This window comes from Rhodococcus sp. NPDC056743 (assembly GCF_042790355.1).
Taxonomy (GTDB): Bacteria; Actinomycetota; Actinomycetes; order Mycobacteriales; family Mycobacteriaceae; genus Rhodococcus_F.
The window spans coordinates 123,947-144,510 of the sequence record NZ_JBHTZI010000013.1; the positions used below are offsets into that span (position 1 = coordinate 123,947).

Annotated in this window: 21 protein-coding genes; 11 read left to right on the top strand and 10 right to left on the bottom strand. The window is 62.2% G+C overall.

Annotated elements, in window-relative coordinates; translation table 11 throughout:
* Nucleotides 1-107 precede the first annotated feature (107 nt).
* From ACFRFQ_RS27630 to ACFRFQ_RS27655, 6 genes are all read left to right on the top strand, one after another.
* Entirely contained in the window at nt 108-1,583 is a 1,476-nt protein-coding gene (locus ACFRFQ_RS27630; protein ID WP_378664811.1) for a 2-hydroxymuconic semialdehyde dehydrogenase, read from the top strand.
* Between the two features lie 46 nt (nt 1,584-1,629).
* Nucleotides 1,630-2,403, top strand: coding sequence for a 2-keto-4-pentenoate hydratase (locus tag ACFRFQ_RS27635; protein ID WP_378664812.1), 774 nt, complete (start codon nt 1,630-1,632; stop codon nt 2,401-2,403).
* Complete coding sequence (locus ACFRFQ_RS27640; protein WP_378664813.1) at nt 2,400-2,852, top strand: RidA family protein; 453 nt, start codon at nt 2,400-2,402, stop codon at nt 2,850-2,852. The genes ACFRFQ_RS27635 and ACFRFQ_RS27640 overlap by 4 nt, the downstream gene beginning before the upstream one ends.
* Entirely contained in the window at nt 2,849-3,370 is a 522-nt protein-coding gene (locus ACFRFQ_RS27645) for a 3-hydroxyanthranilate 3,4-dioxygenase (RefSeq protein ID WP_378664814.1), read from the top strand. The genes ACFRFQ_RS27640 and ACFRFQ_RS27645 overlap by 4 nt, the downstream gene beginning before the upstream one ends.
* Nucleotides 3,371-3,373: 3 nt before the next feature.
* On the top strand, nt 3,374-4,369 hold the full coding sequence (locus ACFRFQ_RS27650) for an amidohydrolase family protein (RefSeq protein WP_378664815.1): 996 nt from the start codon (nt 3,374-3,376) through the stop codon (nt 4,367-4,369).
* 172 nt (nt 4,370-4,541) lie between these two features.
* The gene (locus ACFRFQ_RS27655) at nt 4,542-5,888 is read left to right on the top strand and encodes an MFS transporter (RefSeq protein WP_378664816.1); all 1,347 of its coding nucleotides are present in this window, start codon (nt 4,542-4,544) and stop codon (nt 5,886-5,888) included.
* Between the two features lie 54 nt (nt 5,889-5,942).
* Here the strand turns inward: ACFRFQ_RS27655 and ACFRFQ_RS27660 are convergent, their stop codons facing one another.
* The 6 genes from ACFRFQ_RS27660 to ACFRFQ_RS27685 form a co-directional block, all read right to left on the bottom strand.
* The gene (locus tag ACFRFQ_RS27660; RefSeq protein ID WP_378664817.1) at nt 5,943-6,869 is read right to left on the bottom strand and encodes a LysR substrate-binding domain-containing protein; all 927 of its coding nucleotides are present in this window, start codon (nt 6,867-6,869) and stop codon (nt 5,943-5,945) included.
* Nucleotides 6,870-6,919: 50 nt separating this feature from the next.
* The gene (locus ACFRFQ_RS27665; protein ID WP_378664818.1) at nt 6,920-8,194 is read right to left on the bottom strand and encodes a carboxylesterase family protein; all 1,275 of its coding nucleotides are present in this window, start codon (nt 8,192-8,194) and stop codon (nt 6,920-6,922) included.
* 117 nt (nt 8,195-8,311) lie between these two features.
* Nucleotides 8,312-8,872, bottom strand: a complete 561-nt coding sequence (locus ACFRFQ_RS27670; protein ID WP_378664819.1) for a TetR/AcrR family transcriptional regulator — start codon at nt 8,870-8,872, stop codon at nt 8,312-8,314.
* Between the two features lie 15 nt (nt 8,873-8,887).
* Nucleotides 8,888-9,358: a DUF1348 family protein gene (locus ACFRFQ_RS27675; protein ID WP_378664820.1), complete on the bottom strand. Its 471-nt coding sequence runs from the start codon at nt 9,356-9,358 to the stop codon at nt 8,888-8,890.
* A 128-nt stretch (nt 9,359-9,486) separates the two neighbouring features.
* Entirely contained in the window at nt 9,487-10,161 is a 675-nt protein-coding gene (locus ACFRFQ_RS27680; protein WP_003943506.1) for a Crp/Fnr family transcriptional regulator, read from the bottom strand.
* A gap of 280 nt (nt 10,162-10,441) precedes the next feature.
* Nucleotides 10,442-10,705, bottom strand: coding sequence for a hypothetical protein (locus tag ACFRFQ_RS27685; protein ID WP_378664821.1), 264 nt, complete (start codon nt 10,703-10,705; stop codon nt 10,442-10,444).
* An 80-nt stretch (nt 10,706-10,785) separates the two neighbouring features.
* Between ACFRFQ_RS27685 and nth the strand changes: the two genes are divergently transcribed.
* From nth to marP, 4 genes are read left to right on the top strand one after another with little or no spacing between them, the layout of a single operon-like run.
* The gene (gene nth / locus ACFRFQ_RS27690; RefSeq protein WP_378664822.1) at nt 10,786-11,562 is read left to right on the top strand and encodes an endonuclease III; all 777 of its coding nucleotides are present in this window, start codon (nt 10,786-10,788) and stop codon (nt 11,560-11,562) included.
* A 5-nt stretch (nt 11,563-11,567) separates the two neighbouring features.
* A complete protein-coding gene (locus ACFRFQ_RS27695) occupies nt 11,568-12,221 on the top strand; it encodes a TlpA family protein disulfide reductase (protein WP_378664823.1) in 654 nt (217 codons plus the stop codon).
* On the top strand, nt 12,218-12,937 hold the full coding sequence (locus ACFRFQ_RS27700) for a CoA pyrophosphatase (protein ID WP_138871588.1): 720 nt from the start codon (nt 12,218-12,220) through the stop codon (nt 12,935-12,937). Before ACFRFQ_RS27695 ends, ACFRFQ_RS27700 begins: the two co-directional genes overlap by 4 nt.
* Complete coding sequence (gene marP / locus ACFRFQ_RS27705) at nt 12,934-14,124, top strand: acid resistance serine protease MarP (protein WP_378664824.1); 1,191 nt, start codon at nt 12,934-12,936, stop codon at nt 14,122-14,124. Before ACFRFQ_RS27700 ends, marP begins: the two co-directional genes overlap by 4 nt.
* A 4-nt stretch (nt 14,125-14,128) precedes the next feature.
* Here the strand turns inward: marP and ACFRFQ_RS27710 are convergent, their stop codons facing one another.
* From ACFRFQ_RS27710 to nhaA, 3 genes are read right to left on the bottom strand one after another with little or no spacing between them, the layout of a single operon-like run.
* On the bottom strand, nt 14,129-15,061 hold the full coding sequence (locus ACFRFQ_RS27710; protein WP_378664825.1) for an alpha/beta fold hydrolase: 933 nt from the start codon (nt 15,059-15,061) through the stop codon (nt 14,129-14,131).
* A gap of 10 nt (nt 15,062-15,071) precedes the next feature.
* The gene (locus ACFRFQ_RS27715; RefSeq protein ID WP_138871591.1) at nt 15,072-15,581 is read right to left on the bottom strand and encodes a phage holin family protein; all 510 of its coding nucleotides are present in this window, start codon (nt 15,579-15,581) and stop codon (nt 15,072-15,074) included.
* Nucleotides 15,578-16,825: a Na+/H+ antiporter NhaA gene (gene nhaA / locus ACFRFQ_RS27720; RefSeq protein ID WP_378664826.1), complete on the bottom strand. Its 1,248-nt coding sequence runs from the start codon at nt 16,823-16,825 to the stop codon at nt 15,578-15,580. Before nhaA ends, ACFRFQ_RS27715 begins: the two co-directional genes overlap by 4 nt.
* 212 nt (nt 16,826-17,037) lie before the next feature.
* On the opposite strand from nhaA, the gene ACFRFQ_RS27725 reads away from it, so the two are divergent.
* A complete protein-coding gene (locus ACFRFQ_RS27725) occupies nt 17,038-18,423 on the top strand; it encodes an MFS transporter (protein WP_378664827.1) in 1,386 nt (461 codons plus the stop codon).
* Nucleotides 18,424-18,474: 51 nt separating this feature from the next.
* Here ACFRFQ_RS27725 and acs read toward each other — a convergent pair whose 3' ends face one another.
* Nucleotides 18,475-20,406 carry an acetate--CoA ligase gene (gene acs / locus ACFRFQ_RS27730; protein WP_378664828.1) on the bottom strand — a complete coding sequence of 644 codons (1,932 nt, stop codon included), beginning with the start codon at nt 20,404-20,406 and terminating at the stop codon, nt 18,475-18,477.
* Nucleotides 20,407-20,564: the final 158 nt, after the last annotated feature.

Consider the following 20,564-nt stretch of genomic DNA (forward strand, 5'->3'; position numbering starts at 1 on the left):
ATAGTCGCTGAGCTGTAGCGGAACTGCCGCCTGTTATACCGATCGAGGTATAGCTGGCGGCAGTTTTTGCATTTGTTTGATATGGGGTCGGGGCCAATAGTTAGTCCATGACCTCACACTGCGACGGATGGATCCGCAACTACGTGGATGGCTCCTATGTCGAACCCGACGCGTCGTCGAGCTTCGACCAGGTAGACCCCGCAACCGGCCGTGTTCTGGCCAAGGTCCACGAAGCCGACCGGGCCCTGGTCGATCGGGCTGTGACCTCGGCCAGGCGCGCCCTGGACAACGGTTGGGCGGATACACCGGTCCGCGAGCGCACCGCGCTGCTGCGACGGGCCGCTGATCGGATCGAGGAGCGATTCGAAGAATTTGTCGCCGCAGAAATGGCGGACACCGGCAAGCCGATCACGCAGGCACGCGAACTCGACGTCTCGCGCGCCCTGACGAACTTCCGCACGTTCGCCGACATCGTGGCCGCAGCCGGCCAGGAATCATTTGTCACCGATCTGGCCGGCGGCAAGCAGGCGCTGAACTACGCGATCCGCAAGCCGCTCGGCGTGGTTGCCGTCATCGTTCCGTGGAACCTGCCGCTGCTTCTCCTGACCTGGAAGGTTGCGCCCGCCCTGGCATGCGGAAACTCCGTGGTGGTCAAGCCTTCCGAAGAGACCCCGGCAACAGCGTCGTTGCTGGCGGAGGTGCTCGAAGAGGTCGGCCTGCCTGCCGGTGTCTACAACGTCGTGCACGGGTTCGGCGCGAACTCCGCGGGCGAATTCCTCACCACGCACCCCGGTATAGACGGAGTCACCTTCACGGGATCCTCGGCAACCGGCTCGCATGTCATGAAAACCGTTGCCCCGAGGGTGCGTCCGGTCTCGTTCGAGCTCGGTGGTAAGAACGCCGCGATCGTGTTCGACGACGTCGACATCGACGAAGCGCTGACGGGTCTGACCAAGTCGGTGTTCACCAACACCGGCCAGGTCTGCCTGTGTACCGAACGGGTCTACGTGCACCGCAGCATTTTCGACGACATCGCCGGTGGACTCGTCGAGCGAGCCGCAGGGTTGCGTCTGGGCGACCCGACGCTCGCTGCGACGACGACCGGTCCGCTCATTTCGCAGGCGCACCGGAAGAAGGTTCTCGACTACTTCGAGATCGCCGAGCAGGAGGGCGCAAAAGTGTTGACCGGTGGCGGTATTCCGGATCTCGGGCAGGATCTGGCCGGCGGATCGTGGATCGAACCTACTCTGTGGACTGGTTTGACCAACAAGGATCGCGCTGTGCGGGAGGAAATCTTCGGACCTGTCGCGGCACTGATTCCGTTCGACACCGAGGCCGAAGCGATCGCCTTGGCAAACGACACCGAGTACGGCCTGGCAGCGTCGGTGTGGACCAACGACTTACGTCGTGGACACCGGGTCGCTCAGAAGATGAACGTCGGAATCTCCTGGGTCAACACGTGGTTCACTCGTGAACTGCGGTCTCCGTTCGGCGGCATGGGCCTGTCCGGCATCGGGCGTGAGGGCGGCGAGTCCTCGCTGCACTTCTACACCGAACCGACAAACGTGTGCGTACAACTGTGATGATCGAAGCAGCAGTAGTTCAGTCCCCAGAAATGAGCGAGGCGTGATGACAGCCCCAGAAGACACCGTATCCGCGCTCGCGCGTCGCCTCGACGACGCCGCGCAGAGTCGCACCGACACCCCGAGCCTCGCCGATGACCACACTATCGACATCGACGACGCGTACCGGATTCAGAACATGATCATCGAACGACGCACTGCCCGTGGGGAATCCGTTGTCGGTGTCAAGCTCGGCTTCACCAGCCAAGCGAAGATGGCACAGATGGGTGTCTCCGAAGTGATCGTGGGGCAGTTGACCGATGCCATGGCGGTGGACGACGGTGGTGACCTGGACCTGTCGGTGTTCATCCACCCCAAGATCGAACCCGAAGTCGCGTACCGACTGTCGAAGGACGTCGATCTCGACGACCCGAGCGTGGACATCGAGTCCTGCGTCGACGCGGTGGCTCCGGCGATGGAGATCATCGACTCCCGCTACCGCGACTTCCGCTTCACCTACACCGACGTCGTCGCCGACAACACCAGTGCCGCCGGATATGTGATCGGCCCGTGGCAGCCGCTGCGCAATGCCGCGAACTTGGTGGTCCGGATGGAGGTGGGCAGCGAATCGGTAACCGGCTCGACGGCAGCGATACTCGGAGATCCCGTGCGTGCGTTGCATGCCTTGGTGGATATTGCGCGTCGACGCCGAATTCCGTTGCGCGCCGGGTACGTGATCTTGGCCGGTGCGGCGACTGCGGCCGTGCGACTCGACGAGGGAGTCGCGCAGTGCAGCATCGACGGACTGGGCACCGTCTCGGTGAAAGGTGTGAAGCGATGAGTGGGGCGCAGGTCATCGAGAAGCTGGCCAAGCCGCGCGGAAAGTTCCCGCACGTCAAGGTGGTCGGCGACTTCGTCTATGTCTCCGGCACCAGCTCACGTCGGCCCGACAACACGTTTGTCGGCGTCGAGGTCGACGAGATGGGCACCACGGCGCTCGATATTCGGGCGCAGACGCGCGCCGTCATCGAGAACATCGCGGCGATACTCACCGAAGTGGGTGGGCAGCTGAGTGATCTGGTTCAGGTCACCTCGTACCTGGTGTCGATGAACGACTTCGGTGGATACAACGAGGTGTATGCCGAACTGTTCGACGAAAACGGTCCGACGAGAACGACTGTGGCTGTTCACCAACTGCCCCACCCGCACCTGCTCATCGAAATTTCCGGCGTGGCGTACGTGCCCGCCGCCAAGCGCTCAGCGTCCGAAGCTACGGAGAATGCATCATGACCACGATTCCTCCCGTCATCGACTTCAAGAAATGGATCGACGACAACCGCCACCTGCTGCAGCCGCCCGTCAACAACCAGACGATGGCACTCGGAGACGACTTCATCGTTCAGGTCGTCGGCGGACCCAACCAACGGACCGACTACCACCTCGACCCGTACGAGGAATGGTTCTACCAGGTGGAAGGTGACATCCACGTCAACGTCATGACCGACGACGGACCGGTGCGGGTCGACATCCGGGAGGGTGAAAGCTGGCTGCTGCCGGGGAATCTGCCGCATTCACCGCAGCGTCCCAGCGCAGGATCGATCGGCCTGGTCATCGAAAGGGTGCGGCAGGAAGGAACATTGGAACACTTCCAGTGGTACTGCCTCGAGTGCAACCACAAGATCTACGAAGTCGAACTCCAAGTCCGCGACATCGTGGCCGACCTTCCACCGGTCTTCGTCACGTTCTACGAGAGTGAAGACGCTCGCACGTGCGACCAGTGCGGCACGCTCCATCCCGGTAAGGGCTGAACGATGACCAACATGATCGACATTCACACCCACTACGTCCCCAACGGGTGGCCCGATCTCACCGGCGACGCCGGCCCGGACGCACCGTGGCTGAAGGTGGAGTCGGAAACCGAAGCCATGATCATGATGGGCACCAGGGAGTTCCGCCGCATCCAGTCCGATGCCTGGGACGCCGAAGTGCGCCTTCGAGACATGGATGCCGACGGCGTCCACACACAGGTCGTCTCGCCGACACCGGCATTCTTCAACTACGGCCGAACCGGCGAGCAGGCCGGTCGCATCTCTCGGATCTTCAACGACCTGGCACTCGAGATCGTCGAACCCGCTCGAGATCGCCTCATCCCGTTCTGTCAGGTTCCGTTGCAAGACACCGATGCCGCGTGCCGCGAACTCGAACGGTGCGTCGCCAACGGGCACCGGGGCGTAGAAATCGGCAATCACGTCGGCGACCTCGATCTCGACAGCGATGGCGTCGTGACGTTCCTGCAGCACTGCGCGTCACTGGATGTTCCCGTGTTCGTGCACCCGTGGGACATGGCGTCCTCGCCGCGTCTGGATCGGTGGATGGCGCAGTGGCTCACCGCCATGCCCGCAGAAACGCATCTGTCGATACTCGCGCTGATCCTCGGCGGCGTGTTCGACAAGATCGACGACCGACTCAAGATCGGATTTGCCCACGGCGGTGGGTCTTTCGCGTTCTGGCTCGGTCGGATGGAAAACGCCTGGCACGGCCGCAACGACATCATCGGTACATCGGAGTTTCCGCCGTCGCACTACCTGGGCAGGTTCTACGTGGATTCCGTCGTCTTCGACGAGCGTGCATTGCGACTACTGGTGGATACGGTGGGCGTGGACCGGGTGATGGTGGGAAGCGATTACCCGTATCCACTCGGTGAGCGACCGGTCGGTGAGGTGGTGCGCAAGAGTGAGTTCCTGGACGATACTGCGCGCCAATTGATCTCACGGGGAAATGCGGAACGGTTCCTGGGGATCGGCTGATCCTTCAGATATGCCATTTCCGGTATGACGAACGGTGATTTCGGCATTTGTGAGTCATGTCTCAAGTGAGCATAATTCAGGCAACCCATATTTCAGACAATCTTTGAAACTCGCTCGGCAAAACAGAATTCACCGTTCGTCCTGCCACACACCCAATCGATAGGTATCCGCGATGACCACAAGCGTAACCAGTGACGGAAAGCCGTTGCCGGAGAAAGCTGCCCGCAGCCGGGTTGCCATGGCAACCCTCGCCGGCACCACCCTCGAATGGTACGACTTCTTTCTCTACGGAACAGCAGCAGCGCTGATCTTCAACAAGCAGTTCTTCCCGAGTCTGAGTCCGACCGCCGGCACTCTCGCAGCCTTCAGCACCTTTGCGGTCGGCTTCATCGCCAGGCCTGTTGGCGGCTTGGTGTTCGGGCACTTCGGTGACCGGATCGGTCGCAAGGCGACGCTTGTGGTGTCTCTCGTGATGATGGGAGTCGGTTCTACGCTGATCGGGCTCATCCCGAATTACGATTCCATCGGTTTCTGGGCGCCGGTACTGCTGGTAGCGATGAGAGTCGTCCAGGGCATCGGTCTCGGCGGCGAGGGTGCCGGTGCCACGCTGATGTCGATGGAGCACGCTCCGGCCGGGCAGAAGAACCTGTATGCGGGTTTCCCCCAGATGGGCACACCCGCCGGACTTGTTCTGGCCAACGGCATCTTCCTGACCACCAGTGCATTGATGTCGGACTCGGCATTCGAATCGTGGGGTTGGCGTATTCCGTTCCTGCTCAGCTTCGTTCTGGTGGCGATCGGTCTGGTGATCAGGTTGCGGGTTACCGAATCGCCCTCGTTCGCCGGGATCATGGAGAAGGGCGAGATCGTCCGATTCCCGCTGCGTGAGTCGCTCAAGGTCGGGTTCCCGCGGTTGTCACTGACACTCGCCGCGTGCTTGGCGAACTCCGCCGTGGCCTACGCCTTCATGGTGTTCACTCTCTCGTACGGAACTCAGCACCTGGGCTACAACAAACAGTTCCTGGTGCTCAGTGTCACCGCGGCAGCAGTCCTGTGGTTCGTCTCCATTCCGATCTGGACCAAGGTGGCCGACAAGTACGGTCGACGGCACATGTTCATCGGCGGATCGGCAGCAATCCTGTTGTGGTGCATCGTGTTCTTCCCGCTGCTGAATACCGAGAACAAGGTTGTTGCGGTCGTGGCGTTCCTGGGAATGGGCCTGATCATTCCGGTGACGCATTGCGTCCAGGGAAGCATCATTGCGGATACGTTCCCGGCCAAGGTTCGATACTCGGGTTCGTCGTTGATTCTGCAGAGTGGTGCAATTCTGGGCGGCGGTCTGGCTCCGATGATTGCGACAGCTCTGCTGGACGCCACGGGATCCTCTGTAGGCGTGACGTGGTACCTCGCGGCGATCTGCTCGATCAGTCTGGTCGGCGCGATAGCACTGTTCAAGGTGGTGCCCGACTCGTCACGTGGATTGCAGCACGAAGAAGTTCGAGTGGCAGAAAACGCCTGACGTGTAAGGATATTCGAAAGCCCGTTCCCTCGTCGGGAGCGGGCTTTCGAGCGTTCACTGGTTCATGAGTTCTTCCGCGAAACTGCGCAACGCCGCGATCAGCGCCTGCGCCGACGGACTGGACGTCCTTGTCGCCGACGATGTGAGACCTACGCTGTGGCCGATGGGGTCCAGGGTGATCGGGAGCGTGGTCAAGCGGGTGTCATCGCGATGAATCAGACTCGGAAGGACTGCGATCATGTCGGTTTCCAACAACAGTTGTCGCACGGTGAGGAATGACGTTGCCTCTACCCGGTTTTCGGGCAAGGGGAGACCGTTCCTGGCGAAGAACTCTCCGAGTTCGCGTCGGAGCACCGTCTCGACGCCGGGCAGGATCCAGGGGAACTCGCGGAGTTCGTCGAGGTGCACGTCATCACGACTGGTCAGTGGATGATCCACTCGGGTAACAAGTTCAACGGATTCGGCATAGAGATTGCGTCTGACGGCTCGGTCGTCTGTCGGTGCTGTGAGTCGGCCGACGATGAGGTCGATACGGCCGGCCTCCAGATCGGTGAGTAACTGCTCCGGAGTGCCCTCTCGGACGATCACGGTCAGTAGCGGGTGCTGGACCTTCAGTCGCGCGATTGCGCCGGGCAGTAGAACGTTGGAACCGGCGAGATGTGTTCCCACGATGACTGTTCCGCGATTGGCGTCGGCTAGCTCGACGACGTGCCGGCCAGCTTCGGTCAGCTGCGCGATCACGGCCCGAGCATGAGTGGTGAAGGCCTCACCGAAAATGGTCGGGGTGATGCCGCGTGGGCCACGGTCGAAGAGCGAGACACCGAGAATGGACTCGATATCGTGCAGACTGCGCGTTGCGACAGGCTGTGTGATGTGAAGTGCGGCAGCGGCACCGACCACACTGCCCTGACGGCTCAATGCGTCGACGAGCAGGAGATGGCGGAGTTTGAGTCGCCCGTCGAGGAGCTTGGGCATGTCCATGGAGCAATCCTAGACGGGATTTCTCCTGGTGGGTAGGCGCCCGAAGTTACTCAGGAGAAGGTGATTCCGATCGGCTGAGCCGAAGTGTACTTCTCCCACGTTTCGCTGCTGTCCGGACTTCCCGTGTGCGCAAACGACGCCCAGTGCCGGCGCATACGACGGCCCAATGCGTCGATGCTCGGCCAGTTGCTGCTGCCCAGCATCGGCGAGGCTTGCCATGACTGCTCGGTTCCCAGTACGAAGGGTAGTTCGGCGCAGTGAGTTGCTCCGAAGACGTCGTCGGTCGGTGTCCAGTCGAAGCGATACGTGTACACCGACGCACCAGTCGCGGTGAAGGCGTCGGCCAGCTCCATCGCAGGTTCGGCAAACATGTTCTGTGTCAGCGCTTTTTCGGCGACACGTTCGGGATCGGTTGCTCCCGCTACGTCGCGCAGGAAAGCGGACCCCTCGTCGCGGGTGTATCCCACGATGACGTCCGGCGCTGCCTCGAAAGTCTGGGTCACCGGCGCCAACTCGGCGATCGGTGCAAATGGCGGTTGAACGACATTGGGGGACCGTCGGCTGAACTCGAGTGCCGTGCTGCGGAATGCGTCGAGAACGCGGGAGAGTGGCGCGGTTCGAGGATCTTCGTCGAGCAGTCGGGCAAACGTCTCGCCGTTCTCGATCGCTGCAGCCTGCGTGAAGTTGAGATCCACCCGCGGGGTGCTCTGCAGAATTGCTCGATGAAACAGGGGGTGAGAGTTGTTACTGCTCAATAGGTTCACTATCGAATGAGCGCCGGCAGACTGGCCGAACACAGTGATCGAATTGGGGTTGCCACCAAATTCCTCGATGTTCTCGCGCACCCACTCGAGCGCCGCAATCTGATCGTGGACCCCGAGGTTACCTTCGCTGACGCCGTCGAGAAAGAGGTATCCGAGCACACCGACGCGATAGTTGACCGAAACCACGACGACGTCGCCTTCGGATGACAATGCGTCGCCGTCGTACCAGGGCAGGGAGCCGCCGCCACTGGAGTACCCACCGCCGTGCAGCCACACCATGACCGGTCGGATTCCGGTCAACGAGGGGGTTGTGACGGTGACGGTGAAGCTGTCTTCGCTCTGCTCCGGATCGGGGAGCGGCGGACCCATGATTCGTTCGAGACGCGAAGGTGGTTGGGGGAACACCGTTCCGAGAGCCGTTGCATCGAAGATGTCGGAAAACGGCTCGACGGGTTGCGGCTTTTCGAATCGCGAGGCGCCGGCATAGGGGATGGCGCCGAAGTAGTACGACCCGTCACGCTTTCGGCCGCGGACCCTTCCGGAGGTTGTGGATACGATCACGGGCTCAGGCGCTGGCAATGGGTTCCCTTCTCCATGGGCTGTCGGTTCGAGAGTGCACTGTCGAGCATGCCAGGTGAAAGCCACGGCACAAATGCCTTTGTGGTCGTGCGGTATGCGTTACGGCGAGAGAGCTTGTACCAGTCGATCTTCGAGTCGCATCGTCACCCGGGTGTACGCGGCGTCGTCATCCAGTGCTCGCGACATCACGATCGCGCCTTGGATCCCGGCCACGGCTTCTTCGGCAAGTCCGGTGGAATCATCGGTGCCGGCGAGTGCGGTTGTCAGTGCGTCGATCCATTCATCGAAGTAGGTTCGCACCCTGGCACCGAAGCGGTTTCGCTCTTCGCCGAGTGCAAATGCGCCGAACAGGCAAATGCGTTGTCCTGACCGAAAGTAGTCGGCCACGGTAGCGAACATGCTCGCGATGCGCTGCGTCGGTGGAACCGACTCTGCTCGAAGCGGTTCGAAGACCTCGGTCCGAAACCAGCGGGCGACCTCGTCGAGCACCGCCTCGGCCATCTCTTCCTTTCCCCGCGGAAAGAAGTTGTAGAGACTGCCTTTGCCCAACCCGGTATGTTCGGTGATGACGGCCAGGCTCGCTCCGTCGAACCCGTACGTTCGGAACACGTTTGCGAGCGCGGGGATCGGGTCGGAACGTTCAGCTACCTGTCTGGCCATGTGCTCATCCTTTCATCACAGACCCAGTTCGCTCAGGCCTGGATGATTCTGCGGACGTGGTCCGGGCGAGTCCCAGAAGAACTTTCGCTCCGACTCCGCGATGGGGACGTCGTTGATGCTGGCGTGACGATGGTGCATGAGGCCGTCGGCGTCGAATTCCCAGTTCTCGTTGCCGTAGGAGCGGAACCACTGCCCGTCCCGGTCGTGCCACTCGTAGGCAAACCGAACCGCGATGCGATTATCGCCGTGAGCCCACAGCTCTTTGATCAGGCGGTAGTCCAGTTCACGGTTCCACTTCTCGGTCAGAAGTTCGACGATCTCGGATCGGCCGGTGACAAACGCCGACCGATTGCGCCACCAACTGTCCGGGGTGTAGGCCAGCGACACCTTGTGCGGATCGCGCGAGTTCCATCCGTTCTCGGCAAGTCGAACCTTCTGGCCGGCGGTTTCGTGGGTGAAGGGCGGAACGGGTGCTCGCACAGTCATGACGTGGCCTCTCGAATTGACGTGTACCTATCGGTACAAACTGTACTGATAGGTACAATCAAAGTCCAGAAACAATTTCGGCCGCCCCCACCGAAGTGGGAGCGGCCGAAAGAGCCGGAACGGAAGAACTAGCGAGCGCGACGAGCCAGACGCTCGGAATCCGAGATCAGAACACTCTTGCCTTCGAGGCGCAGCCATCCGCGATGAGCGAAGTCAGCCAGAGCCTTGTTGACGGTCTCACGGGAAGCGCCGACCAGCTGGGCGATCTCTTCCTGGGTGAGGTCGTGGGTGACGCGCAGTGCGCCACCTTCCTGGGTGCCGAAGCGCTGCGCAAGCTGCAGCAGTGCCTTGGCGACACGGCCGGGGACGTCCGTGAAGATCAGGTCCGCGAGCGTGTTGTTGGTACGACGCAGGCGGCGTGCGAGAACGCGAAGCAGCTGCTCGGCGATTTCGGGGCGCTGCTGGATCCAAGCCTTGAGAGCGTCGCGGTCCATGCTCACGGCACGAACCTCGGTGACGGTGGTCGCCGTCGAGGTGCGGGGACCGGGGTCGAAGATGGACAGTTCGCCGAACATGTCGGACGGACCCATGATCGTCAGCAGGTTCTCGCGACCGTCAGGTGAGCGTCGACCGATCTTCACCTTGCCGGACACGATGATGTACAGGCGGTCACCGGGTTCACCCTCGTTGAAGATGACATGTCCACGGGGGAAGTCGACGGGCTGCAGCTGCTTGGTCAGCGCCGCTACCGCTGAGGGCTCGACTCCTTGGAAGATGCCGGCTCTTGCCAGGACGTCGTCCACGTGCGCTCCTTGTTGGGATTTGTTCGTTTGTGGTGTCATTTTTTGCGCTATCTAACTTTGTACCCGGTTGTGCTTGGTTTGTACGCACGAACCGCCCACACGCAGGCGTTCGCTCGGGCGAGCGGGACGCTGCGTCCGACACAATCCGTGTTGAATACAACAGGTACGGCATCGAAGTCTACGTCCCACGCGCTCGGGACGAGTGATTGATGCCACGAAAGCGTCGAAATTATCCTGATGGCGAATAAAAGTGACTACCTTGTATGACTCGTCGATCGCCTCAGCGGGTGGGCAGTTCTTCGCCGCCTGATTGCCGCGGAGCGCTGGCCGGTCGCCCCTTCCGGCGCAGGTGGAAGCGGGCAAACGCATGCGGGAACCCATCGGTGGCGAGCGACGCGACGTCGTCGGGACCGGCCTGATCGAGGAACTCCGCCACTTCGTTCTCCCGAACGGAGAGTCGACGCAATCTACGTTCGACCCGTTCCATGGCCAGCGCAAAAAGCATCAACAGCACTGGGAAGAGAATCACGGCGAGTCCTTGCATAGAGGAAAGTAAACACGGCCAACATCTCGGAATCGACACGACCAAATGTCATGTCGGGACGTATCCGTACAGTTGTCTGAGTGCAGACCACCCCGACCGAGCGCTCAGCGACCCGCCGGTCTGGCGGCGCTCGCGGCGAGGAATCCCATCTGGCGCTCGTCCGTCGCGCGCGTCGGATGAACCGGAAACTGGCCGTCGCCTTCCCTCACGTGTACTGCGAACTCGATTTCACGACGCCCCTCGAGTTGACGGTTGCGACCATCCTGTCGGCGCAGTGCACTGACGTCCGCGTCAACATGGTCACCCCAGCTCTGTTCGCCCGTTATCCCGACGCCAAGGCGTACGCAGAAGCCGACCGGACCGAACTCGAGGAGTACATCCGGTCAACGGGCTTCTACCGGAACAAGGCCAACTCGTTGATCGGATTGGGTCAGGCGCTGCTCGAGCGTTATGACGGCGAGGTGCCGAACAAACTTGCCGACCTCGTGACGCTGCCGGGAGTCGGTCGCAAGACAGCCAATGTGGTTCTGGGAAATGCGTTCGACGTCCCGGGAATCACCGTCGACACCCACTTCGGGCGTCTGGTTCGTCGGTGGAAGTGGACGGACGAAGAAGATGCCGTCAAAGTCGAACATGCTGTCGGGGCATTGATCGAACGTAAGGAATGGACCCTGCTGTCACATCGTGTGATTTTCCACGGACGGCGCGTCTGCCATGCGCGTAAGCCGGCATGCGGGGTGTGCGTGCTGGCCAAGGACTGTCCGTCGTACGGCCTTGGCCCCACCGACAAAGCGGAGGCTGCTGCGCTGGTGAAGGGCCCGGAGACGGAGCATCTGCTCGCTCTGGCCGGGTTGTGACCCACATGTCCAATGCTGCTCGGTGGTCCCTTGTCGTGCTTGCGGTTGTTGTTGCGCTCGCTGTTGCGATCTGGCCGCGCGGGGGAGAGGACACTCCGGTTTCGACTGGGGGTTCCTCGACGTCCGCTTACCAACCGCCGACGTTCACGCCGTCGTCAGAATCGCTCGATCAGCTTCGCGCGCAAGCCGGACTGGCAGCATGCCCGACGCCTACTGCCGAGGCTCCGGCCGGCGCCGTGCTCGCCGGGGTCACTCTCGACTGCGTTGCCGACGGAAGCTCTGTCGACCTTGCTGCCGCGCTGGGAGGTAAGCCCGCGTTGCTGAATCTCTGGGCCTACTGGTGCGCGCCCTGCGCCGAAGAACTGCCGCATTTGCAGGAATTTGCGGATCGCGCGGGGGACAGTATGACTGTGCTGACCGTGCATTCCGACCCGAACCAGGAAAATGCCTTGACCCGACTGATCGACTATTCCGTTCGCCTACCCGGCGTTCAGGACGGCTCGAGCAAGGTGCAGATAGCCGTCGGCGCGCCACCCGTGCTGCCGGTCTCGGTGCTCATTCGTCCCGACGGAACCGTCGCGAAAGTGTTGCCTCAACCGTTCCGCAGTGCGGATGAGATAGCTGCCGCCACGGCGCAGTATTTGGGAGTTGTCGTATGAGCTCATCGGTTCCCGAATGGTTACGTGCCGTATCCAGCACCCAACCCACTGATCCACATCGGCTCAACCCCGTGCTCGACCGTCGCCCGCCACGCGGGACGGCAACCCGTCCCGCTGCGGTACTGGTCCTCTTCGGAGGATCTCGGGAAGCCGATCCTCTGTGCCTCGGTGGGATGCCGGACGACGCCGACGTACTACTGACACAGCGGGCGTCGACGATGCGTCAGCACAGTGGGCAGGTCGCCTTTCCCGGCGGTGCCGCCGACGAGGGCGACGACGGTCCGATCGGCACAGCGCTGCGCGAGGCACAGGAAGAAACAGGTCTCGACCCGAGTGGAGTGCTCCCGCTGGCGACACTGCCCGAGATATTCATTCCTCCGTCCGGATTCGACGTGACTCCGGTGATCGCCTATTGGGAAAATCCGGTGACTGTGGGAATCCAGGATTCCGGTGAGGTCGGCCGTGTCGCACGGGTTCCGCTGCGCACTCTGCTCGACCCGGACAACCGCTTCCAGGTACGTCACCAGGCCGGGTACCAAGGTCCGGCGTTCACGGCCGACGGCATGCTCGTGTGGGGTTTCACTGCCGGAATACTGGCGGGGCTCTTCGAGGTGTCCGGTTGGGAAATCCCCTGGGATCATCACGACGTGCGTGATCTGGACACAGCGCTCGCAGAACTGGGCGAAGACATCGAAGATTCGGCGGTTCCCCGATGACAGGTTCGCGGTGGGTCGATCTTGCGATCGTGGTGGTGGCGCTCATCGCCGCGACTTCAGGATGGCGTCAGGGCGCGGTGGCGTCGGCGTTGGCCTTTGTCGGTGTGATTCTGGGTGCTGTTGCCGGAATTCTCCTGGCGCCGCATGTCCTGGTGCATGTGACCGAGGGCAAGTTGCGCATCCTCGCCGGTATTTCGCTGATCGTCGTGTTGGTGATCATCGGCGAAGTGGCCGGCATGGTTCTGGGCCGGGCCGCGCGTAGCGGTATGCATTCCCCGGCTGCGAGATCGGTGGACAGCGTGATCGGCGCTGGGCTTCAAGCAGTTGCCGTGGTGGTTGCCGCGTGGCTGCTGGCAATTCCGCTGACGTCGTCGTCTCAGCCCAACGTCGCAGCGGCAGTCCGAGGCTCGAACGTGCTGGCCGGTGTCGACGACCTTGCTCCGCAATGGTTGAGGCAGATTCCGACGGAATTCTCGGCGCTGCTCGACACATCGGGATTACCCGATGTCATCGGTCCGTTCGGTCGCACACCCATCACCGAAGTGGAAGCGCCGGACGCGAGTGTTCTGGCGAGCCCGCTGGCCGCTCAGTTGCGCCCGAGTGTCCTGCGCATCAACGGCGTCGCGCCGAGTTGCCAGCGTGCACTCGAAGGTTCCGGGTTCATCGTCGCGCCTGAGCGTGTCATGACCAACGCGCACGTCGTGGCGGGTACCGAGAGCATCACGGTCGACACGATGCAGGGCGCACTACCCGCTCAGGTTGTGCTCTTCGACTCCTCCGTCGACATCGCGATCCTCGCGGTGCCCGGACTCGAGGCGCCGGTTCTGCCGTTCGCAGCGCAGCCCGCTCAAACCGGAGACAACGCACTGGTGCTCGGATATCCGGGTGGGGGTCCGTACACAGCCAGCGCGGCTCGTGTTCGCGAAACACTGAACCTCAACGGCCCGGACATCTACAAGGCCGGCACCACACAACGTGAGGTGTACACCGTTCGTGGATCGATTCGACAGGGCAACTCCGGTGGGCCCATGGTCAACGATCAAGGAGAGGTGCTCGGCGTCGTGTTCGGCGCTGCCATCGACGACAGCGATACCGGGTTCGTACTCACTGCCAATGAGGTCTCGCGCCAACTCGCCATGGCGGAAAGCGCGTCGACGCCCGTCTCCACCGGCGTCTGCATCCTCTGAGTAGCTAGTCGGCTGACAGGAAGTCCCGGAGCGCGTCGTTGACGCGTTGTGGGGCTTCCCAGTGGGCGTAATGACCGACTCCGGGGACGCGGTGCAACTGTTCGCCAGGCGCCCAACGCCGACCGCGACGGATTGTCCGAGTGAGAATGTACGGGTCGAGTTCGCCGTGTATCTGCAGGATCGGAATGCGCAGAGTCTGATCCATCAGACGCATGAACCGGCGTCCCTCGGTGCGGAGCTGACTTCGGAACGCCCACCGCTGGTACTCCAACGTCGAGTGCGCGACCCCCGGGATGCGAATCGCGGAGCGCAATTTCGAAACAACGTCGTCGAACTCGGTCTGCTCGGGCCACCCAGGACCCGAGCGTGAACGCACCAGACGCTCGACCTCGGCGCCGTCGTCTGCGGTCAGCCGCCGTTCCGGGCGGAACGGAAGCTGATTCGCGAGGAACGACGGGAAGAGCGCCTTGCGCTGATAGCGGTCGCGGAGGACTGATTGTTTGAGCGCGTGCGGATGCGGAGACGACACCAGAGCGATTGATCGCACCAAACGCGGATGCAGGATCGCTGTCGCCCAGCACACCAGGCCGCCGTCGGCATGACCGATCAGCGTGGCCTTGCCGTATCCCATTGCCCGGATCAGCCCGGCCACATCGCCGGCCAACGTCCAACCGTCGTATCCGCGGGGTGGTTTGTCGGAGTCACCGTAGCCACGCAGATCGATGGCAACTACTCGGAAACCCTGGCTGGACAGAGCCGTCAGCTGGTGACGCCACGACCACCAGAAGTCGGCAAAACCGTGCAGGAGAACGACCAACGGGGCATCCGGATCAGCATCGCCGACCTCGACGACGTGAAACCGGATGCCGTTGGCGTGAATGTCCCGGTGAATCCAGGGGCCGTCGAATCTGACGGTGGATGGATCTGGGGCTGACACAGCTGCTTCGTTACCTGCGCGCGTTGAAGTCGACCGACGGCTTTGTGTCGTCGTGGCTGCCCGGAATGACGCTCTTTGCTGCCTTGAGCGATTCGATCGTCTTCTCGGGAGCCCGCAACTTGCGAACCCGCAGATAACCGAGAAGCGCAAGTACCGCGGTGGTCAGCACCATGATCAGGAACACGATCAGGAAAGCAGCCCAACGCTCGAGCCAGACGCTGAGCAGTTCCGCCAGGAAAAAGAAGAAGAAGAAAGAACTGAACAGCAGAACAGTGAAGGCCAGAATGAAGAAGACGCTGCCCTGCAGGCCCTTCTTGACCTCACCGGTGACTTCGGCCTTGGCAAGCTCGACCTCGGCACGCACCAGTGTCGAAACCTGAGCCGTCGCATCCCTGACCAGCGCGCCGATCGAGGCTTCAGCCGGTGTTCGGGCGTCTACGTCGGTGAGAGGAATGGACGACACCGTGTTCGGCACCCCATCTCCGGTGAAGCGTTGGCTCTCTCCGTTGGTCACGCTCACTTGTCGACCTCTCCAGGTAGTTCTCTCGCGTCTGTGGCTATGGCATCGGCCTCGGCTCGCGCCGCATGAACCCGTCCACGTCGCCACAGCAGCGCTGATCCGATCAGCGACGCTATCAACGATGTCACGAGAACTGCGGCCTTCGCTATTTCGGCCTCGCTGCCATCGCCGACCCCGTCCAATGCGAGGTCTGCTACAAGCAGGCTAACGGTGAACCCGATGCCACCGAGCACTGAGAGGGCAAACATGTCTCTGTGTTCGAGTGTCTTGGGTTTCGTGGCTATGCCCAATTTGATCGCGAGCAGGGAAATTCCGAAGATTCCCACAGTTTTGCCGACGAGGAGGCCGACAAAAACGGATTGCCCGACGGGATCGGTGAAGATGTCGCCGAGAACCTCGGCGTTGATGGGAACGCCGGACGCGAACAGTGCGAACACCGGAACGCAGAAGCCGGCGGAGTACGGCTGGATGCGGTGTTCGAGGCGGCTACCGGGGGCGTATTCCTCATCTTTGTCGCGGACAACGCGAGTGAGTAGGCCGAGTGCGACGCCGGCGAGAGTGGCGTGGATACCGGCCTCGTGCATCGAATACCAAGTGAGCAGGGCAAGTGGTACATAGAGGAACGGCGTCGTGATGCGTTTGTGTTGGGCGTAGGCGTACACGGCCAGCGCCGCCGCCGCGGTGAGTAGCCACAACATCGCAATCGACGCGGTGAAGAGCACCGCGATCAAGATGATGGCCAGCAGGTCGTCGACTACCGCAAGGCTGAGCAGGAACACGCGGGCGCTGGCTGGAATCCGGGAACCGGTCAGGGCGAGGACGCCGAGGGCAAACGCGATATCGGTGGCGACGGGGATCGCCCAGCCCTTGTCCATCCCCGGGGTGCCGAAGCCGATCGATGCCGCGATGAGCGCGGGAACGAGAACTCCGCCACATGCCGCGATGATCGGAAGCGCTGCAGCTTTGCGGTCGGAGAGCTCGCCGACAACCAGCTCGCGTTTGAGTTCGAGCCCCGCCACGAAGAAGAAAATGGCAAGCAAACCGTCTTGCGCCCAGGTGCCGAGACTCAGGTTCAGATGCAGTGACGCCGGCCCGATCTGGAAGTCGCGCAGCGCGATGTAACTGTCACCGATCGGTGAATTCACCCAGATCAGAGCAATGGCAGCGGCGATCAGCAGGATCGAGCCGCCGACGGTTTCGGTGCGGAGGTATCGGGACAGTTCGGAACGCAGTGTGGAGATCACGCGGGTGCAACGCCTTTGTTCGGTTGGCAGACATGTGGACGCGACGAATCACGTGCCGACCAGACTTCCCGGCTCACCTTTACGGAATTTTATCGCGGATTCGGTCCAAAACCCGAATTTGCGCGGGAAAACGCGCAGGGTGTTCAATTCCTACTGACTGAGATTCATCCCACCAATTGGGCAATGTTCGTATAGCTGCAGGAGCACCACGCGTGAGCACGTCACTGAGTAAGAACCCGCCGACGCCGGCCGGCGGTGAAACTGTCGGCGGCGTACCTCGCCGTCGGATCGTTGTCGCGAGCATGATCGGTACGTCGATCGAGTTCTACGATTTCTACATTTACGCAACAGCGGCGGTGTCGGTCTTCCCGCTTCTGTTCTTCCCCAAAGGCAACGACACCACCGCGCTGCTCGCGTCGCTGGCGACGTTCGGTCTTGCCTTCGTGGCGCGTCCGCTCGGCTCGATTCTGTTCGGTCACTTCGGCGACCGGGTGGGCCGCAAGGCGACCCTCGTCGGCTCGCTCCTGACGATGGGCGTCGCAACCTTCCTCATCGGCCTGTTGCCGACCTATTCGCAAGTCGGTTTGCTCGCCCCAGCGCTACTTGCCCTGATGCGCTTCTGTCAGGGACTCGGCCTCGGCGGTGAATGGTCCGGAGCGGCACTGCTCGCCACCGAAACTGCGAAGGAAGGCAAACGCGCCTGGGCGGCCATGTGGCCACAGCTGGGCGCACCCATCGGTTTCTTCCTTGCCAACGGACTATTCCTGACCATCTCGTTGATGATGGATCATGACAGCGCGAACCCGGACCTCGACGGAGCATTCCTCTCGTGGGGCTGGCGAATTCCGTTCCTGCTCAGCGCAATCATGGTGATGATCGGGCTGTACGTGCGTCTGCGTCTCGAGGAAACACCGGTGTTCGCCCGCGCAGTCGAGCGCGGCGAGAAGGTCAAGACGCCTCTCGCCGAAGTATTCAAGACAAGCTGGCGTCAGCTGATCATCGGCACGTTCGTCATGCTCGCCACCTACACGCTGTTCTACCTCATGACCACGTGGGTCCTGAGCTACGGAATTGGCAAAACCGCTGCAGAAGGTGGTACGGGAGCGGGCTTCAAGTACACGGATTTCCTTGTCCTGCAGCTCATCGCGGTTGTGTTCTTCGCTGCTGCCGTCCCGGTCTCCGGGTGGCTGGCCGACCGCTACGGTCGGCGGATCACGTTGCTCGTCATCACCGGAACCATGATGCTGTTCGGCCTCACGTTCGGACTCTTCCTGCACGCCGACGGAATGAGCGACGGCCGCATGCTGGCCTTCCTCGTCGTGGGTATGATCCTCATGGGTCTGACTTTCGGCCCGATGAGTGCTGTTCTCCCGGAACTGTTTCCGACCAATGTCCGATACACGGGTTCCGGTATCGCCTACAACACCGCAAGCATCCTCGGTGCGGCAGTAGCGCCGTTCATCGCGGTCTACCTGGTCGACCACTACGGCGTCGGCTGGGTCGGGATCTACCTACTCGTCGCGTCGGCTCTGACGTTTGTCGCACTGCTCGTCATGCGGGAGACGAAGGACGAATCGCTGGACGATGTAGGGGCCTAACTGCTGTGCGCCTTTGTTAACCGCGGGCGGTTAACAAAGGCGCACAAGGGTTTACTTACCGCGTATTGCGTCGAATACCTTGGGGTCGACCAGGGTTGAGGTGTCTCCGAGGTCGCGGCCTTCGGCGACGTCGCGCAGGAGGCGTCGCATGATCTTGCCGGATCGGGTTTTCGGCAGTTCCGGAACGATGGTGATCTGACGGGGTTTCGCGATGGGGCTGATGTCGGTGGAGACCTGGGCTTTGAGTTCGGCGATCAGGACGTCGCCGGTGTTTTCGACGCCTTCGCGCAGGATGACGAACGCGACGATGCCCTGTCCGGTGGTTTCGTCGGCGGCTCCGACGACGGCGGCTTCTGCGACGCCGTGGTGGTTGACGAGTGCCGATTCCACTTCGGAGGTGGAGATGCGGTGTCCGGAGACGTTCATGACGTCGTCGACGCGGCCGAGGACCCACAGGGCGCCGTCCTCGTCGTACTTGGCGCCGTCACCGGCGAAGTACCAGCCTTCTTCGGCGTACCGGGACCAGTAGGTGTCGCGGTAGCGCTCCATGTCGCCCCAGATGCCGCGGAGCATTGCCGGCCACGGCTCGTCGAGGACGAGGTAGCCGTTGCCGCCGGGGCCGAGGGGCTTGGCGTCGTCGTCGACGATCTTCGCGGAGATGCCGGGTAGCGGTGCCATGGCGGATCCGGGTTTGGTGGCGGTGATGCCGGGGAGCGGGGAGATCATGATCGCGCCGGTTTCGGTCTGCCACCAGGTGTCGACGATGGGTGCCTTGTTGCCGCCGATGACGTCGCGGAACCAGCGCCACGCTTCGGGGTTGATCGGCTCGCCGACGGAGCCGAGGAGGCGGATCGAGGACAGGTCGTGGGCGTCGGGGATTTCGCGGCCCCACTTCATGAAGGTGCGCACGAGGGTGGGTGCGGTGTAGTAGATGGAGACGCCGTACTTCTCGATGATGTTGAAGTGGCGGTGCTCGTCGGGGGAGTTGGGGGTGCCTTCGTAGACGACCTGGGTGACGCCGTTGGAGAGGGGGCCGTAGACGATGTAGGAGTGTCCGGTGACCCAGCCGATGTCGGCGGTGCACCAGTAGACGTCTTGTCCGGCTTTGTGATCGAAGACGTTGTGGTGGGTGTACGACGCCTGGGTGAGGTAGCCGCCGGAGGTGTGGATGATGCCCTTGGGCTTTCCGGTGGTGCCGGAGGTGTAGAGGATGAAGAGGGGGTGTTCGGCGTCGAAAGCCTGCGCTTCGTGCTCGGGTGAGGCCTGTGCGACGGTCTCGTGCCACCACAGGTCGCGGCCGTCGGTCCAGTCGACGTCGATGCCGGTTCTGTTGACCACCAACACGTTCTGCACCGAGTCGGCGCCGGCGACGGATTCGTCGACCGCGGTTTTGATGGGTGCTGCGGCGCCGCGGCGCCACTGACCGTCCACGGTGACAACGAGTTTGGCTTGTGCGTCGTCGATGCGTGAGCGTAGGGCGGTGGCGGAGAATCCGGCGAAGACGACCGAGTGGGTCAGGCCGAGGCGGGCGCAGGCGAGCATGGTGACGATCGCTTCGGGGATCATCGGCATGTAGATGGCTACGCGGTCACCGGCGACGAGTCCGAGGTCGGTGAAAGTGTTTGCGGCGCGGCTGACTTCGGCGAGGAGGTCGTTGTAGGTGAGGTCGCGACTGTCGCCGGGTTCGCCTTCGAAGTGGATTGCGACGCGGTCGCCGTTGCCGGCGAGGACGTGGCGGTCGACGCAGTTGTAGGCGACGTTGAGTTTTCCGCCGACGAACCACTTGGCGACGGGGGCGTCGGTCCAGTCGAGGACGTCGGTCCATTTCTGGTGCCAGTGAAGGCGCTCAGCCTGATTCGCCCAGAAAGCAAGGCGGTCGGTATCTGCGGCAGCCTGCAACTCCGGTCCAGCGTTGGCGGCCGCAGCGAACTCTGCGCTCGGCGGATATGCCTGGGGGACGTCTGTTTCGGCTGCGCTTGTCATGGCTGACGGCCTTCTTTCCACTTTGATCGACACTTTTCTGACTCCGTGTGAGGGTAGTCACAAGCTCGCGCAAACGCATCGTTGCATCACGTTGCAACCCGTTGTCCTGCGACGATCGGTCGAATCGCTGCGACGGGTGGTCGCTTCTGCCGACGAAC